The sequence below is a fragment of the bacterium genome (assembly GCA_026416715.1).
GTDB lineage: Bacteria > UBP4 > UBA4092 > JAOAEQ01 > JAOAEQ01 > JAOAEQ01.
The window spans coordinates 94,668-111,911 of record JAOAEQ010000006.1; the positions used below are offsets into that span (position 1 = coordinate 94,668).

A 17,244-nucleotide genomic window follows, 5' to 3' on the forward strand; every position below is an offset into this window, starting at 1 on the left:
CCGAAGAGGAACCAGTGTGGGTTTAACCCACACTGGTTCCTCTTAAGAAAAAATCATAAACTTATTTAACGCAAATTAGCTTTATGAAATTAAGTGTTTTTAGCCGCGTGGTACTTCTCTTTCTCTTGATTGGATGCAAAACCACATCACCGCCGATATCCCAGGTGATCATTAACGGTCATCCGGTAACCGTTGAACTTGCAGTGACGCAAGAAGAACGACGTCGTGGATTGAGTTATCGCGATTCGCTCCCTGCAGACTATGGGATGTTGTTTATCTACCCGAATTCTGCGATTCGATCGTATTGGATGAATGAAATGCGGTTCCCCATAGATATCATTTGGATTCGTGAAAATCGGGTTGTTGGTATCGTTCATTCCGCATCGACCACTTCTCCGCCACAACGATTCCAATCGCCGGAACCAGTGAATTATGTTCTGGAAGTTAATGCTGGTTGGGCAAACGCTCATTCTATAACCACTGGTGCCCATGTGGTATTTCGGTAAACATAGATTACGCAGGTTGAAAAACAAAGATTGCTCCGATTAACTCTTATCTTTCGACGCCCACATCATTGTAGAACCACAACCCGCACCGCTTAACCTAATTGACAAAACCGTTTATCCAATAATAATTCCGTAACTCCGCTAAAATTTTGCTATAATAATTAGTCTAATAATCAACAGGAATCACGGTTTGGTTTTAGCTTGATAACAACAAACTGCTCTGCTGCATATAAAGGAATTTGAGGATATCATTATGATTGAAATGGATAAATTAGTTTCATTATGTAAACAGCGTGGATTTATTTTCCAGAGTAGCGAAATCTACGGCGGGTTCGGCGGATTCTGGGACTATGGTCCGCTCGGAGTAGAATTGAAAAACAACGTTAAACGTGCCTGGTGGAAATCTGTGGTGCAAGAACGAGATGATATGGTCGGAATAGACGCGGCGCTCATTATGAATCCGAAAGTATGGGAAGCGAGCGGGCATGTGAGCCAATTCACCGACCCGATGGTCGATTGTAAATCATGCAAAAAACGATATCGCGCTGACCAAGTCGGAATCAAAGCGACTATCCACGGCGAACATGTAGCTGACGTAGTAGCACCGTCTCCTGCCAAAACACCAGCTGACAGTCAACGATACCAGCCGAAATGTCCGGCGTGTGGCGGCGAGTTGACGGAAGCGCGGCAGTTTAATTTATTGTTCCGAACGTTTGTTGGTCCGGTTCAGGATGAAGCGTCGGTTGCCTATCTTCGTCCGGAAACCGCCCAGGGGATTTTCGTTAATTTCAATAATGTTCTGCAATCGAGTCGGAAAAAACTACCGTTCGGAATTGCGCAAATCGGAAAAGCGTTTCGGAACGAAATCACGCCTGGAAATTTCACGTTCCGTTCTCGGGAATTCGAGCAGATGGAAATCGAATATTTCGTGAAACCGGAACAAGCAGAAGAAGCGCATCAGAAATGGATTGCTGATCGAATGAACTGGTATATTAATCTTGGAATAAAACCGGAGAATCTCCGGCCGTATGTATATCAGAAAGAAGAACTGGCGCATTATGCTGCGGCATGTACTGATATCGAATATCTCTTCCCGATGGGCTGGTCAGAACTAGAAGGGATTGCGAACCGAACGGATTTCGATTTAAGAAATCATTCGCGAGTGAGCGGAGTCAATCTAGTGTATTTCGACCCGGAAACCAACCAACATATAACACCGTATGTTATTGAACCATCAGCTGGGGTTGATCGATCAGTGCTGGCTTTTTTAATTGATGCTTATCACGAAGAGAAAGTCCGTGGGGAAAAAAGAAAAGTCCTCCGTTTGCATAAAGATTTAGCACCGATTAAAGTTGCGGTGTTCCCGCTGCTTGCGAATCGACCGGAACTGGTTGAACTCGCGAAAAAACTCGCTGCAGAACTTCGTCCTTGTTTTCCGACGGCATACGATGATACCGCGTCTATCGGTCGGTTGTATCGCCGCCAAGATGAAATCGGGACGTTATATTGTATCACGGTAGATGTGCAATCGCTAGAAGATAAACAGGTTACAATCCGCGATCGGGATACGATGGAACAAATCCGTGTTCCGATTGAAAAAGTGAAAGAAATTCTGAAAGAGAAACTCCTCTAAATGGAAATTAAATTTGCGATAAGTTTCACCCGCAACCGTAACGTTCGTCCAGCTGGCGGAAAGACCGCAAAACAACCATGGGCTGTAATGAAATCTCAGTCTATTTCTGTTCTATGGTTCATTTGGTTATTTGTTTATGTGACGATATGTTCGGCCAGAACCGCTGCTGACCAAGGACCGTATCGGATAAAGGAATTCCCGAATGTCTGCGTTACGCTCCGGATTGATGATATGCAGTCCCGGATAACTACTTACGGTCAATCTTGGTCGAAATTCCTGCAAACAGCGGAACGTCATGGCGCAAAATTAACGCTTGCGGTTGTTCCGCATCGGCTTATCGAACCACAGAATGATGATGGCCGGTTGGTTGAACAACTGAACGGTGCTATCGCCCGAGGACATTGCGTGATTATGCATGGATATAACCATATTTGTCCGCTGTGTTTAAGTAGTGGGCATGAATTCTGCTGTAACACTTCCGCTCGCCGGTTATCTATCAAAGAACGGATTGAGTATCTGAAATTGGGGATAACGATTTTTGAACAAAAACTAGGGCGTCGTCCGTTATTCTATTGTGGACCTGGGTCTGATGACGAAATCGCATCGCCAAACTACGATGCGGTTACTGCTGCTGGATTTCGGTTCATCACGCAGGGAGATAATCATTATCCCTATCGCCGGCGTGAAGTTATCGAGGTTCCGTGTTCCGATGAGTTTACCTGGGGATTAACTACCGCAACCTATCAAAAAGCGTTGGACGAAGCGAAAACTCGGTTTTTGAACCTCGCTAAACGGTATCCAGGATATTTCGGTCTCTGTTTCCACGACCCGTTTATTCGTGATGGATATGAGAACGGGTTGCTTGCTCAATGGTTAGATGAATTCCTGACTTTTATTGATACCGAAACTGCTGGAAACGTCTGGTATGCAACGAACGAAGAAGCCGCCGTGTATTATTTTAATCTGCCTTCTCTCAATTACAATAACACTATCCGCTAGCGATTCTTTCAAACCATCTGGTTTTTTCGAGCAAGATACATAATTCGCGAACTAAATGTTGACCCTGGATTTAAAGTAAAACAGTCATATTCTGCAATGGGGATTAATCCGGCGTTGCGTAATGCTCGATGAACCTGTTCAGCGGTATATGCGCGATTAGCGAACTGCGTAGTAATTTTCCTAACTTTATTCTTTTGAGTAACATAAATCGTCGCGTTCACCGTTGCCCGTTTTCTCTTGGCGGAATAGGATGACTGGAAAATAACATAAAGGTTTTTCTTTTTCTGTTCGGAATGCTTATTATTCCAGAACGTTTTCAATCCGAATTCGGTGTTTAAATCGAACATAAACAATCCGTTCGGATGCAGAACGGTTCCAACATTTCGACAAACCCGTTCGAAATCTCGGTAGGTATAAAGATGGTTCATGGCATCGAAAAAACAGGTTACTAAATCATACCGCTGATTCATGGTTAGGTTTCGCATATCCTGGCAAGAGAACTTAATCGGCAGCCCGATTTTTTTCGCCTTTTTTCGAGCTAGTTTAAGCATCGGCTCAGAAATATCTATTCCGGTAACTCGATATCCTTGTTTAGCTAACAGAATCGCTGCCGTACCGGTTCCGCAAGCTAAATCGAGTATCGTTTCTGGCTTACATCCGATTGTCGCTAAAAGCTGGTCAAGATAGAGAACACATTGTTTACTAAATTCATCGAACGAGAGCGCATCATAATATGGTGCGAATCGTGCATAGCTATTTTGGTTCATATCATACTCAATTAAACCGATTTACTCACGGTAACAAAGTTAAGGTATATTATACCGCAATCTGCAAATTTGCTATGATACGTAGTGAAAAAATGGATTGGCTGGATTTTCATTCATATCTATTCTAAGAGTTCGTTTTTCTTGCTTATAACCGTAGTTTTTCGTTACAATACTTTTTAAGCTACACATTTCATGAATTCAAATATACCTGCGGTTTCCAACCATAGCTTCACGGGGATTGGAACTACCGGATACAGACTATATCTTAATTATGTCAATTCAACTTACTGCATGGATTGTGTTCAATACTTTAGTTTTCGGAATGCTCGCGTTAGACTTGGGGATATTTCATCGGAAAGCGCATGTGGTTCGTATCCGCGAAGCGCTTATCTGGAGTGCAGTCTGGATTTGTTTAGCGTTGTTATTTAATCTCGGTATCTATTTTTGGCGCGGGAGCCATACCGCAATCGAATTCTTGACCGGTTATCTTCTCGAAAAATCGTTGAGCGTAGACAATATATTCGTGTTCTTGCTCATCTTCTCTTATTTTCGCGTTCCGGCGGAATACCAGCATAAAGTGTTATTTTGGGGCATCCTTGGCGCTTTGATTATGCGGGCAATTTTTATCATTACCGGGGTCGTTCTCATCCAGAAGTTCCATTGGGTAATATATCTCTTCGGCGCATTTCTCATTTTAACCGGGATAAAAATGGCGTTCCAGAAAGATAAACAAATTTATCCGGAACGAAATCCAGTGTTAAAATTATTTCGCCGCTTTATGCCAGTATCGGCTGATTATCACGGTAGTAAATTCTTCATTATCAACAAAGGAAAATGGCTGGCAACACCGATGTTTGTAGTTCTCCTGGTAATTGAGACCACAGATGTGATTTTTGCTGTGGATTCGATTCCGGCTATCTTTGGAATTACTCGCGACCCTTTTATCGTTTACACGTCAAACGTGTTCGCAATTTTAGGGCTTCGCGCGCTATACTTTGCTATTGCAGGAATAATGCGATTGTTTCATCATCTGCATTATGGACTATCAATTATTTTAGTTTTTATAGGCGTAAAAATGCTTATCACTGATTTCTGTAAAATCCCTATCGTAATTGCATTAGGAGTTGTTGCTGGGATTTTATTAATATCCATCGTTGCTTCGCTCGTATGGCCACGTGCTACAACGGTGCCAGATAAATCCGCCGATCGGGAACATCAGTAGCGCTGGTTCGGCAAGAAATACTCGCAACTTCATACTGAACGTTTGCACAGATATCGTTACTCAATTTTAGAATTTGCACCATTCTGCGCTGCGCGTTCTAACCGGTCCATAATCGCTCTTCCCAAGCCAATTTTGGGCACCGGTTCCGCGTAAATTATATCTAACCCTGCTTGATCAAGTTCATGAAGACATTCGAACAAATTCGCTGCTGCTTCCCGCAAATCACCTTTAGTAGAGAGAACCGCTATTTTTGCATATGCTTCAGAAAATGACGGGGGCGTTAATGATAATAGACCAATTTTTTGTTTCCGGTCAATGTTGATGTTTCTGTTTATAATTTTGAGCGGCGTTCGCGGGGAATAATGCTGGGGAAGTTGACCGGGTGAATTGGGTTTCGCTGGTAAGAACTTAGGAAGTTTCACCTTGCCGACTATTTTCTCGATATCTTCAATTGGTAGCCCGCCTGGCCGCAATAAAACAATATCTTTCCCAACAAGCGAAAGCACGGTTGATTCTACACCAATCGGCGTTTTGCCAGCGTCAAGAATAAGGGCAACGCGATTTTTCAGTTGGGCTGGGATATGTTTAATTGCAGTCGGGCTTAATCGTCCGAATAAATTCGCACTCGGAGCCGCAATTGGCGTTCCAGCTTCTTGAATTAGTGATAACGCTACCGGATGCGCTGGCATTCGAACTGCAACATTAGGCAACCCTGCGGTAACAATATCTGGCACAGTCTCCTTTTTCGGGAGAATAAGCGTCAATGGTCCTGGCCAAAATTTTGCCGCGAGCTTCTCCGCACGTTCACCTACCCTCTGACATAATCTTGGCATGTCGTCAACCGCCGCAATATGAATAATTAATGGATCAAACCTCGGACGCCGTTTAACTTCAAAAATTTTTGCTACCGCTTCTGGATTAAAAACACTTGCGCCAAGCCCATAAACTGTTTCCGTGGGAAAAATCACTATTTCACCGTTTCTTAATAATTCCGCTGCAAGCTTGATGGATCGTCGGCTAATCTTGACCACTTTTGCCATAAACAAGTTGATGGTTTTCTGTCATGCTGTAAATATTTTATGAGGGGTGAACCGCTGAAAGAGACCCGGTTATTGTTCTCTATTTTTTGTCTTCAGACCGATTTCGCATTTTCCGCAGATATGTCTTATATCCAAACCGTTCCAGTTCTTCCGATTTTCTTTCAACTTCCTTTTTCAAAGTTGATTTATACCGATTAATTCTCTTTCTTAATTCGGGATATTTTATACCTAGAATTTCAACCGCTAAAATCCCGGCATTTTTCGCATTGCCAACCGCTACCGTCGCTACTGGAACGCCAGTAGGCATCTGCGCAATCGATAACAGTGCATCTAGCCCTTGCAATTGTGCCGTCGGGATTGGCACCCCGATAACCGGTATTGCAGTTAACGAAGCGGTCATCCCGGGTAAATGCGCCGCTCCACCTGCCCCAGCGATAATTACCGCTAATCCTTTTTTCTCGCTAGTTCGCGCATATTTAACCAGTCGATTTGGGGTGCGATGTGCTGAAACTATGGTGAGTTCATACGCTATCCCAAACTTTTGCAAGATTTCTGCTGCTTCCTTCATCACCGGTAGGTCAGAATCACTACCCATAATTATGCCAACTAACGGTTTCATGGTTAAACCTCCGCTTTAACTTTTAATATCTGTTTAACTTCTTTAGCTTTTTCGAGTGCACATTCTATCTGTTTATCCACGATAGTAATATGTCCCATCTTGCGATAGGGTCGGCAGATTTTTTTTCCATAGAAATGAAAGGATACCCCAGGAATCGCTAATACCGTTGGTAATCCTTCAATAACTGGCGGACCCTCACTTCCTTCTTCGCCAAGGATATTGAGCATTACTGCCGGAGATAACTGTGCGGTTGCTCCGAGCGGTAGCCCGGCAATCGCGCGAATATGCTGTTCAAACTGGCACGTCATACAGGATTCTATAGTATAATGCCCAGAATTATGCGGGCGTGGCGCGATTTCATTAACCAAGATTTTCCCGGATTTCGTTAAAAACATTTCTATACCAAAAACACCTACGCCATCAAGTATTTCAACGGTATTAACTGCGATTTGTTGTACCTGATTGGCGATTGCTGGGTCAATTCGTGCGGGCGCAATTACCAGCTCACAAATGTTCGCACGCGGATTAAACACCATTTCAACTACTGGATAACTGACGATTTCGCCAACCGTATTTCGCGCAACCATAACTGCCAATTCCTTTTCAATATCAACGTATTCTTCGACGAACATTCCGTGCTGTTCAAGTCCCGCCAAATCTTGCCGGTTACGTATTATCCTTAATCCGCGACCATCATATCCTCCTTTTCTTGCCTTGTAAACAAACGGAACCGGCACGGTATTAAGAAATTCAGGTGATATGACTTTATCATATTTAGGAACCGGAATCCCTGCCTGCGTTAACCGTTCTTTCTGTTTCAGTTTATCCTGTATCACTTCAACTAAATAGGGCGATGGATATATTCGATGTCCTTTATCAACCAAATTTTTTAAAACGTCTATATTAATATGTTCAATATCCTGCGTGGTAACATCATTCTTTTGCACAAGTTCATTCAATTTATTCGCATCATAAAATGTCGCGACTAGTTGACGGTCAGCAATTTGCGCTGCTGGACAGTTCGGGGTCGGATCTAACACTGTCACTGCAAACCCCATCTTTTTTGCTTTCAATGCCATCATTTTCCCTAATTGTCCACCGCCAATAATCCCGATTTTCATTAGTGGATATTGAAATATCTTCTTCATATATTCACCTCGGCACTATCGACTACCGTTTGGTCTTTCGCTCTTAAAGGCTAATAGCTTGCGCTCCTTCAAGAAAACCAAGCACCGCGGATATAGAAGTCACCTGTTCTATCTTCGATTCCGATAATCGAACCGGCTGCTCTCGGCTATTTCGATTAAGCCAACATCCAACCATACCGACTCTGGTTGCTGCGGTAACATAATCGAACTGGTCATCGATAAACATACACGATTCCGGTTTACAACCAAGTTTCTCTGCCGTATATAAGTATATTTCCGGTTCCGGTTTCGCCAGCGCAACTTCATACGATAACGTGACCGCATCGAAATGAGATTTTAACGCTAATGTATCGATTACCTTGCCCCATAAACTTCCGAGATTGCTGATTAATCCAAGGTTATATCCCTGTTCTCGCAATTTGGTTAATGTTGGTAAGGTATCTTCAAAATAGCGGACATGTTCCCGCATCGCTAGCCGAATTTCAACGAGTTTCTGGATTATCTGCGGGTCGGGAACTTTCCCCATTTCTTTCAGGATTACTGCAAAGTAGTCAGATAACGCTAACCGCCCTTTAAAATATTCTATCCGATGCACTGCCGATTTCGGTGCCCAGTTCTCGCGAAAGACTTTACTTGCGACACCGGCAACCGCTGCCATGTTATCTAATTCTGTATTGAGTATGCTCGGTTCGATATAGATTAACGTATCAAATAAGTCAAATATAATCCCTTGCATCATACATCGCACCGCTGATACACGCAGGATACTTAATCGTTTTATATTTTATCATAGACTCCCGCTAACTTGCTGAAGATTAATTTTATTGTTTAAAATTTTTAATGATAATATCTGTGTTAATCTGTGTAATCTGTGGCTAATACTATGACAGAATTCCATATTCAATGGCATATCACCGACCGATGTAATTTGCGTTGTCTCCACTGTTATCAGGAGCAATTTACACGAGACACTGAACTTCATTGGCAACAGCTACAACACATCTGCGATAATCTTTTCGCTACCATGGAACAATGGAATGCGCAACTAACCATCGCATTAACTGGCGGTGAACCGTTGTTAAAAGAAGAACTCTGGCAACTGATGGATATCCTTAGTTCATCTCCTGTTGTCTCTTCATTAAGCATTATTACTAACGGAACAGTTATCAACCGGTATTTATCTGAGCTTAACCAAGTACGGAACCTAACCCAACTGCTAGTATCGTTAGACGGAATTACCGCAGAAACGAATGATGCCATCCGCGGAAAAGGAACGTTTGCGAAAACCATAGCGAATATCCAATTGGCAAAAGAACAGCTTGAGGTTCCCATCGGGATAATGTTCACGTTACTAAACCGGAATTTCGCAGAAGCGCATGATATTATTCCGTTTGCGAAAAATCTTGCGGTTGATAGCGTTATCCTCGAACGGTTTATTCCGCTCGGGCAAGGACGAGACCTGAAACATGAAGTTATCTCTACGAGAAACCTAGATAATTTATATCGCAATCTTTTCATCCAATGCGACCTAGAATATCATCCGGAAGAAATGGTTAAATATCGCGCGTTGCAACTTCTGTTTGAAAAAGATTCAGTTCATCCGACGCTCTTAGGCGCAGAGTGTGTTGTTGGAAAGGACGGTATGGCGCTGTTACCGGATGGAACAGTTTTCCCGTGTCGTCGATTTAATATACCGATTGGAAATCTACTAGACACCTCACTTGATGAACTATGGCGAACCTCTGATGTGTTAAGGAATATCCGAAATAAAGAGTTATATAAAGGTGCTTGTAGTATCTGCAGGGTTACGGATTGTTTCGGATGTCGCGCAATGACCTACGCCTTAACCGGAGATTATCTGGCGGAAGACCTGCATTGCTGCATTAAACCAACTTAGCTTTTTTGGATACTACGTGTTATAATGAAAACCACATATCAAGACGTTCACGGTGGATTCTAAAAGATAAAAACAACGATAATTCCGGAACTTTCATCTATGCTGAAGCATCATATAATAGTATTCGGGTTGGTTCTATTATCAAATTTATTCTATGCAATAAAAGGATACGCTGCCATGCAAGCGATAGAGTACAACCAAATCCAACTTCTTGAAGTTAAAAAAATTTGGGATAAAGCGCCGCATAATGCTTTTACCGACCTTATTCGATACCGCAACCGATGGTGGTGCGCTTTCCGAGAAGGACAGAACCATGTTTCACCAGATGGCGCAATTCGGATTATCGCGTCGTCGGATGGTAACATCTGGAAATCCGTCGCATTATTGCGTTCAAGAACCGAAGATTTACGCGACCCGCATTTAACCATTACGCCGGATAATCGGCTCATGCTGAATGCTGCCGGTGCGATTAAACAAGGGAATGTGTTTATCCGCCAATCCTATGTATGGTTTTCAAAATCTGGTAGAACTTGGGGAGAAGCGATTCCGGTTGCCGACCCAAACTTTTGGATATGGCGGGTTACCTGGCATACCAAATGTTGTTATGGGATTGGGTATAATACCTTCAGTAAAACTGTCCGCCTGTATCGAAGTCAGGATGGTTCTCGGTTTGAACCGATGATTAATGATTTCAATATCCCAGGGTTTCCTAACGAAAGTTCCATTATTTTTTCTTGCGGAACCGCATACTGTTTACTGCGCCGTGAACAGGATAACGCATTGTTTGGAACCGCAGTGTTCCCCTATTCGGATTGGCAGTGGAAAGATACTGGCGTCCGACTCGGCGGGCCGAATATGCTTCAACTCCCTAATTGCCAGATAATCGCTGCGGTGAGATTGTATGATAGACATACTCGAACCGCATTATGCTGGATTGATACTGAAACCGGAAAACTCCGAGAAGCGGTAACGTTACCTTCCGGAGGTGATACCAGTTATGCTGGTCTAGTTTGGTATAATGGTCTGCTCTGGGTAAGTTACTATTCTTCGCATGAAGGTAAACCTTCTATTTACCTAGCTAAAGTTAAAATCGCTATGAGATAGCTAATGCCCCAGAACCCGACTGTTCTCCGTATATGATATATGAATGATGGACGGTTAACAACCGGACTTTTATGGCGAATAAATTACCGTTCCTGCTCCTTCAACCCATAGCCGATTCCACGATTCTTCCCCGATTTTATTTACATGGATACCGTCTGCGCTTAATTCTTCCGGATGGTCTTTAAACCAGTCGTAGGCGTTAACCTTTCCCTTTCCAGTTATACGGTCAAAAAAGAGCGGACAGTATTTTCTGATTAACGGGTCATAGATATTAGTGACGTATGGTCCCGACCCGTTTTCTTCCGGCGGAACCACCGGTTCCGTCTTATATGCACGATAGGATAATCGTGATAATATCGGGATTTTACCAGACCGCTTAATCATGGTAAGAATAGCAATTAAATCTTGTTTAAGCTGATTAGCGCCACCGGGATACGGGCGGTATTGCGTAACGTTATTCCCCCCGATATGGATTCCGATATAACTTGCTTCCGGATGTTCAGCCAGAAACTCGGGTAACGCTTTTCGAAGATGGTCACTGCGCCAGCCACTTACTGCAAGGTTAAATACTACCGGGTCATATCCCGCAAACCGTTCTTGCACGAACCGTTTAAATACACTGTTCCGAATACTTTGCGCCTGAATACTCGCTCCAAGAATCAACCAATAATCTTTTCTCTTTTTCCCACCAAGCTGATATAATCCGATATCCGTTATTTTCCGCTCGGTTGAACTTGTTACCATCAACCGATACCAGAAAGGAACCGGTTTGGTAGAGATAACAACCTTTTCTAAAGGCCATTGGCACGTCTTTTTCTCTAGAACGACCCAGCTACCATCAGCTCCGGATTTCGAATCTGCGGAACATTCGAGAATTACCACTTCTTGCGAACGCTTCGAAAACCCGCCAAACGTCCATAAAATCCGGTGCGGTTTCTTAGTTGCTGGAAGTTTAACCGCTACCCAAGCGGATTCTGTGCCAATCGACCACGTCATATCTTTCCCAGACAATAACGCTTGCCAGTCCCCTTGCGCAGGATTGAGCGTAACCTTTTCCGGAATATACCGCCAATTTTTTTCCGGTGATAGGTTTACACTATAACCGAAAGAAACATAGCCAAATGATACAATAACTAATGCGATAAAAAGCGAACGGTTTTTTCTCAGAATAAAATTTTTCATAACGTTGTTTTCAATTTATATTGTGTATGTTGCATTGAATCGGTTATTTTAGCAGTTCATCTATCCGGACAAACCGATAACCTTTCTTTTCCAGATACTCTAATAATTCTCCTAATCGAAGATACATCTTATCAGTTCGTTTCGGGCCTGCGCCGATATGCATGAGAAGCAGAAATCCGTTTAATCCATTCGGGTCTTCTTTCTCCTTTTTAATAATACTCTCGTATATCGTTTGAGATGAAACGAAATTTTTCGCATCGTCTTCAGTATAATCTGCTGTTGAGCGTGTTCCTGGAGTAAAATTAACCAGCGTTAACCCTTTTTCTCGACTCCATTCAACTATTTCTTGGTTATACCATTCATACGGCGGTATCCAGAATTTAACCTGATCGCGTTTCACGCCAAATTTCTCGATTTCTTTGAGGTTATTCTCTAAATCGGTCATAAACTCTTCTTTCGTTACCAAGGTTTTTTTCGGTCCTTCCCAGGGACAGTAGAGTGGATGTTTATCCGAATGGGGTCCAAGATAGTGTCCTTCACGAATAATCCGTTCGATAATCGGTTTAAATTCCGGGTTCCGAAAAAAATCACCAATGAAATAGAACGACGCTTTCGCATTATGCTTTTTCAGTTCATCGAGTATAATTTGTCCACCTTCCGCAAAATAGCCACCGGTGAACTGCAACGCAATCAGTTTTTTATCTTTCGGCCCGCGGATAATTCCGCCGTCTAGATATTCATACCTCGGGTCCTGTTTTGTTGTAGCAATTGAGCTGATTATTAAACAGCTCATGGTAACCATAGGAACAAAACTTTCAATCATCATTTTTAATCTCCTAAACCACGAATTTGATTTACCACAGAATTCGTCGCATCCGCAGAACATAGATAAAATCAGCGTTTTCGGTGAACTCTGCGGTTACATTTTTTCTATATATGATAGTATATCATGGAACCGCGTTACTACCGCATCGGGAATAATCCTGCTTCTCTTACTATTATAATTTTCTTTCGGTTCAATAAGTTTAACCAGAATCGTTTTCAAACCGAGCTGTTGCGCACCAACGATATCTATCTCAAGTAAATCACCGACCATAACGGTTTCCTCTGGTTTCGCTTGAAGTTCGGTTAACGCAACTTGAAATATTTTCGGATGCGGTTTCCGATACCCGATTTCCGCAGAAATGATTATTGCATTAAAATATTTAACCAAATCTCTATTCGCAGCAGCTTTTCGAATCAGCCGACCGGAAGTAGCATTTGAAACGAGCGCCATACTATATCCACGGGATTTAAGTTCAGCTAAAACTTCCGGAACTCCAGGAAATACCGGATACAAATTTTCTTCCGGTGCAAAAAACGCATCAACCGCTTGTTCTAACATATTCGGTGTAATATTTGTTATTCCAAGCCGAGATAACAGGTGAGCAAGCGATTCTTCTGCCGGATACTCTCGCAATTCCGCTTCCGCTTTCGCGAAATTCTCTTTTCGAATCTGTAAAAACGCTTGACCAAATGTTTCTCTATCAACCTTGATGTTTACAGAATCCAAATACGCTAGTAGACTAGCGATATTCTGGTCAAGAACTACTTCCCAATCGAGTTCTGTAGAAACGAGCGTATTTCCGAAATCGAACAAAATCGATGTAATCATATACATTCTCCGCAGAGTAGCAGAAGAAACAGTTATTTTGAACCACTATTATACTATAAACTATAAATAAAAATGGCAAAAGGTCGAGCATCCTTTTGCCTAGTTATATCTTAACCTCTTATTTCTAACTTCTGGCGCTAGGGTATTTTAATCGCTTTTCACTTGTATATCATCGAAATAAAGCGCTTGATACGGTCTGCCTGTCGGATTAACTCCTACTACCTGCACCGCATTATATCGAGTTAATGGAACCAATCCAAACTGTAGCTGATACCATACGCTCGGTATCCATTTGCCTGGCTGGGAAATCGCATTTCCGCTTTCCATAATTTTATTATATCCACTATCGTGACTATATATATAGAGATAGATTTTTTGCGTATTGCCAGCGGTAGTCGCGCCACTTAACACTTTTACCGATGCGGTCATATTCCGTCCTGCACTGGTTATACTAAACATCTGAGTTAGTTTGCCCTTTTCGCCGCCGGATTGGATTCCGAGTAATAAATTACTCCAGCCAGTCCAACTCCCTGCAGATACCGCATCGCCGTAAGGTTCGATTAACCAGCCAATGGTTCCAGAATCGAAACTCGAATTAGATAATGGAACCGTTCCTGTCGGCAGGTCTGCTCCAGCATATACCCAAATATCGTCTATATAGAGACTGCTGGTAACACCGCTATTCGCTGGATTGATACTTACCAATTGTATACCCAGAAATGTTGTCGATGCATAAAATGATATTTTCAGGTTCCGCCAAGTGCTTGATGGACTTAACGCGCCTGCTCCCGACGCGACTACCAGATTGCCGGTAGCGGTAACGGTCGTGTTGATATCGAGTTGTTGTAGGTATAAATATACTTTCTGCTGTTTCGATAGGGTAGCGACATCGGTTGCAACCTTAGCGATTGCGGTGAACCAACCGGTGTTGTTTACATTCACCACTTGTGTTATTTTCCCTTTTTGACCAGGGGTCTGGGTTAGTTTTAATACTCCAGTTTGTCCGGAGAAACTACCTACCCACGTTAGGATACCTGCCGCACTACCATCTCCATATCTTTCGAAAAACCAATGGGTGGTATCACTTGCGGAACTGAACGCACCGAAACTATTTAGATAAGTCGGTATGCCAAATTTCCAATTATGATACGCTGCATCGATAAAATTCGATGGACTGGTAGCGAAAATAATCGTTGTCGTTTGATTTGCTACGGTGTTTGGATGTGAATCTTCGGTTCGATACGCTGGTTTCGTCATGTTTCGCACCGGATAGACGCCGGTTGTATCTCCGTTCGCTGGCGTATATAGTTCCGTTCCGGTATAGTTATTCGGATAGGTTAAGATATCAAACCAATCAAATACTGCAACGTTTTTTAATGTCGGATGTGCTGCGTTGTAGCTTGATAGCCAGTCATTTTTCAGCCAGTTGTTGAACACCCGGGCGCGGTCAGCCCAGTCGGTGCAAGTTTCGTTCGGGATATTCGACGGTGCGGTTACCGGAATAAATAGGATGTCCGGATTTTCTGCAAAAATCTGTTCAAGCGGTTTATAGGTTCGAGCATTATAGGTATAGGTACTATGGGCGCCGAAGGGATGCCGATATACCGCTTGATAATTCAACAACTCCTGGTCTTCAGAAAACGGGTTACCTGGTTCGGTTCCATCAGCATAAATACAGCTGATCGGATAACAGCTTTTAAACATAATAATTTTATTAGAACCGTTCGCACAACCATACGATTTAATCCGCTGGAGATAATCATTGAACCAGAGTATCCAGTGATTCATGTTCGTATTATCGCCTGGAACTGAACCTAATGAAGCTGGTCTGCCAGTATCAGGAAGGAAGGTTGTTCCGTAGGTGATTTCATTCACTTCATCAATATAACTTTTCATTTCTAACGCGGTACGCAATCCATCGTTCAGCCAATTTTCGCCGCAGGAATGATGGATAAACATCAGGTCGTCAGTTCCCGCGATAACGTTACCACAAACGACGATACCGAATAAAAAAATAATGGGTACAACATCCGCAATTCGTTTCATCTTTCTCTATCCTCCTTATTAACGGTTTGATTTTGATGTAGTGAGATAACTGTAGCGCAACTCTGATTTCTTGTCAACTCAATTGATACGATTTTTGAGGTTAGGTGGGTATAGTGCGGTTTGCTTCGCAAAAAAGAACGAGTTATTAAACAGATCCTTCCTCAAGGGTATCCATACAAAACGCAAACTTACCAGTGCTGCGGTTGCGTTTTCTATTCATAATGGAGCGCTTCGATTGGATTTAGGTTAGCAGCTTTTGAAGCAGGATAAATGCCGAAAAACATACCGACAAAAACTGAAAATACAAACGCAATGATAATTGAACTTGGCAGAATCGCTGACGGGATTTCTCCCCGCGTTAATATATCAATTGATTTGGCGAGCGGTATTCCAAGGATAATCCCAATCACTCCGCCACATCCACTGATTGTCCCTGCTTCTATCAGGAATTGAAATAAAATATCACGCCGTTTTGCACCAATCGCTTTGCGAATCCCAATCTCCCGGGTACGTTCGGCAACGGATGCTAGCATAATATTCATTATCCCGATTCCGCCAACCAATAAAGATAATCCGCCGATTGCGCCGATAACTCCGGTGAATACATTCAATGCGATATTAATCTCTTTCTGAATATCTTCTGGGTTGAAAACGTGATATCGTCCTTTTCCGCCATGTCGTTCTTTTAACAGATTTACAATTTTATTCCCGATTTTTTTCGTTTCTTGAATATCCGTTATCTGAACTGAAATTGTTGGGATATTCTTGGTCTGTGCACTCCGTAATAAAATGGTTACCGGGACAAAAATGGTGTTCGGACTAGTCCCAAAAATCTGTCCTTGGTCGGATTTGGCTAAAACCCCGACGATTTCAAACCTAACTCCACCGAGTTTAATTGTCCTCCCGAGAATAGAAGCATAATTCATTGTTTTAGCTGCAGTATCTTCGCTGAACAACGATAATGCACTTTCCGATTTCAACACGCAGACACGTTGTCGTAACTCCAGGTCGGGAGCAGTTAACGTTCTACCGGAATCAAGACGTAAATTGTTAATAATAAAATAATCCGGGGCGACACCACGAATCTCCATCGGCTGGGTTTTCGTTGCTCCTTTAACTTCGGTATTCCAGTTCACTTCTGGCGTAACATCGGTTATGCCGGAAAGAGAACGGATTGCGCTTATATCATTTAAAGTTATTTCACCTATCCGTTGTGTTTCAGCGTCCCATCCAGCATGGATATAGATCCGGTTTGCGCCAAGTCCGGAAAACTGGTTGATAATTTTATATTTTAATCCGTTTCCAAGCGCAACGATAATTATCACTGACGCTATCCCAATAATGATGCCTAGCATCGAAAGGAAGGTGCGGAGTTTATTCAACCGAATATCTATACTAGCGATTCTAATGCTCTCTCGAATATCCAT

At 42.7% G+C, this 17,244-nt stretch carries 16 protein-coding genes; 6 read left to right on the forward strand and 10 right to left on the reverse strand.

The genetic code is table 11. The features are described from left to right. The first annotated feature begins 83 nt into the window (after positions 1 to 83). From N3A72_03880 to N3A72_03890, 3 genes are all read left to right on the forward strand, one after another. On the forward strand, positions 84 to 506 hold the full coding sequence (locus tag N3A72_03880) for a DUF192 domain-containing protein (protein MCX7918749.1): 423 nt from the start codon (positions 84 to 86) through the stop codon (positions 504 to 506). Positions 507 to 759: 253 nt separating this feature from the next. Next, entirely contained in the window at positions 760 to 2,139 is a 1,380-nt protein-coding gene (locus N3A72_03885) for a glycine--tRNA ligase (protein MCX7918750.1), read from the forward strand. After that, a complete protein-coding gene (locus N3A72_03890) occupies positions 2,140 to 3,138 on the forward strand; it encodes a DUF2334 domain-containing protein (GenBank protein ID MCX7918751.1) in 999 nt (332 codons plus the stop codon). It abuts the gene before it with no gap. An 8-nt stretch (positions 3,139 to 3,146) separates the two neighbouring features. Here the strand turns inward: N3A72_03890 and N3A72_03895 are convergent, their stop codons facing one another. Then, complete coding sequence (locus N3A72_03895; GenBank protein ID MCX7918752.1) at positions 3,147 to 3,905, reverse strand: class I SAM-dependent methyltransferase; 759 nt, start codon at positions 3,903 to 3,905, stop codon at positions 3,147 to 3,149. A gap of 271 nt (positions 3,906 to 4,176) precedes the next feature. Between N3A72_03895 and N3A72_03900 the strand changes: the two genes are divergently transcribed. Next, positions 4,177 to 5,127, forward strand: coding sequence for a TerC family protein (locus N3A72_03900; GenBank protein MCX7918753.1), 951 nt, complete (start codon positions 4,177 to 4,179; stop codon positions 5,125 to 5,127). A gap of 56 nt (positions 5,128 to 5,183) precedes the next feature. On the opposite strand, the gene N3A72_03905 is transcribed toward N3A72_03900, so the two are convergent. The 4 genes from N3A72_03905 to N3A72_03920 all read right to left on the reverse strand — a co-directional run bounded on the left by N3A72_03905 (position 5,184) and on the right by N3A72_03920 (position 8,673). Further along, complete coding sequence (locus N3A72_03905; GenBank protein MCX7918754.1) at positions 5,184 to 6,167, reverse strand: L-threonylcarbamoyladenylate synthase; 984 nt, start codon at positions 6,165 to 6,167, stop codon at positions 5,184 to 5,186. Between the two features lie 79 nt (positions 6,168 to 6,246). After that, complete coding sequence (purE, locus tag N3A72_03910) at positions 6,247 to 6,786, reverse strand: 5-(carboxyamino)imidazole ribonucleotide mutase (GenBank protein ID MCX7918755.1); 540 nt, start codon at positions 6,784 to 6,786, stop codon at positions 6,247 to 6,249. A 2-nt stretch (positions 6,787 to 6,788) separates the two neighbouring features. After that, on the reverse strand, positions 6,789 to 7,934 hold the full coding sequence (locus tag N3A72_03915) for a 5-(carboxyamino)imidazole ribonucleotide synthase (GenBank protein ID MCX7918756.1): 1,146 nt from the start codon (positions 7,932 to 7,934) through the stop codon (positions 6,789 to 6,791). A gap of 43 nt (positions 7,935 to 7,977) precedes the next feature. Continuing rightward, complete coding sequence (locus N3A72_03920) at positions 7,978 to 8,673, reverse strand: HAD family hydrolase (protein ID MCX7918757.1); 696 nt, start codon at positions 8,671 to 8,673, stop codon at positions 7,978 to 7,980. Between the two features lie 144 nt (positions 8,674 to 8,817). On the opposite strand from N3A72_03920, the gene N3A72_03925 reads away from it, so the two are divergent. Then, positions 8,818 to 9,831: a radical SAM protein gene (locus N3A72_03925; GenBank protein MCX7918758.1), complete on the forward strand. Its 1,014-nt coding sequence runs from the start codon at positions 8,818 to 8,820 to the stop codon at positions 9,829 to 9,831. Positions 9,832 to 9,930: 99 nt separating this feature from the next. Beyond that, positions 9,931 to 10,935, forward strand: a complete 1,005-nt coding sequence (locus N3A72_03930) for an exo-alpha-sialidase (GenBank protein ID MCX7918759.1) — start codon at positions 9,931 to 9,933, stop codon at positions 10,933 to 10,935. A gap of 69 nt (positions 10,936 to 11,004) precedes the next feature. On the opposite strand, the gene N3A72_03935 is transcribed toward N3A72_03930, so the two are convergent. The 5 genes from N3A72_03935 to N3A72_03955 all read right to left on the reverse strand — a co-directional run bounded on the left by N3A72_03935 (position 11,005) and on the right by N3A72_03955 (position 17,244). Next, positions 11,005 to 12,117 (reverse strand): SGNH/GDSL hydrolase family protein, encoded by a 1,113-nt coding sequence (locus N3A72_03935; GenBank protein ID MCX7918760.1) that lies wholly within the window; start codon positions 12,115 to 12,117, stop codon positions 11,005 to 11,007. 43 nt (positions 12,118 to 12,160) lie between these two features. After that, positions 12,161 to 12,943 carry a polysaccharide deacetylase family protein gene (locus N3A72_03940; protein MCX7918761.1) on the reverse strand — a complete coding sequence of 261 codons (783 nt, stop codon included), beginning with the start codon at positions 12,941 to 12,943 and terminating at the stop codon, positions 12,161 to 12,163. 93 nt (positions 12,944 to 13,036) lie between these two features. After that, complete coding sequence (locus N3A72_03945) at positions 13,037 to 13,771, reverse strand: HAD family hydrolase (protein MCX7918762.1); 735 nt, start codon at positions 13,769 to 13,771, stop codon at positions 13,037 to 13,039. Between the two features lie 147 nt (positions 13,772 to 13,918). Beyond that, positions 13,919 to 15,817 carry a hypothetical protein gene (locus N3A72_03950; GenBank protein ID MCX7918763.1) on the reverse strand — a complete coding sequence of 633 codons (1,899 nt, stop codon included), beginning with the start codon at positions 15,815 to 15,817 and terminating at the stop codon, positions 13,919 to 13,921. A gap of 212 nt (positions 15,818 to 16,029) precedes the next feature. Further along, positions 16,030 to 17,244, reverse strand: coding sequence for an ABC transporter permease (locus N3A72_03955; GenBank protein MCX7918764.1), 1,215 nt, complete (start codon positions 17,242 to 17,244; stop codon positions 16,030 to 16,032).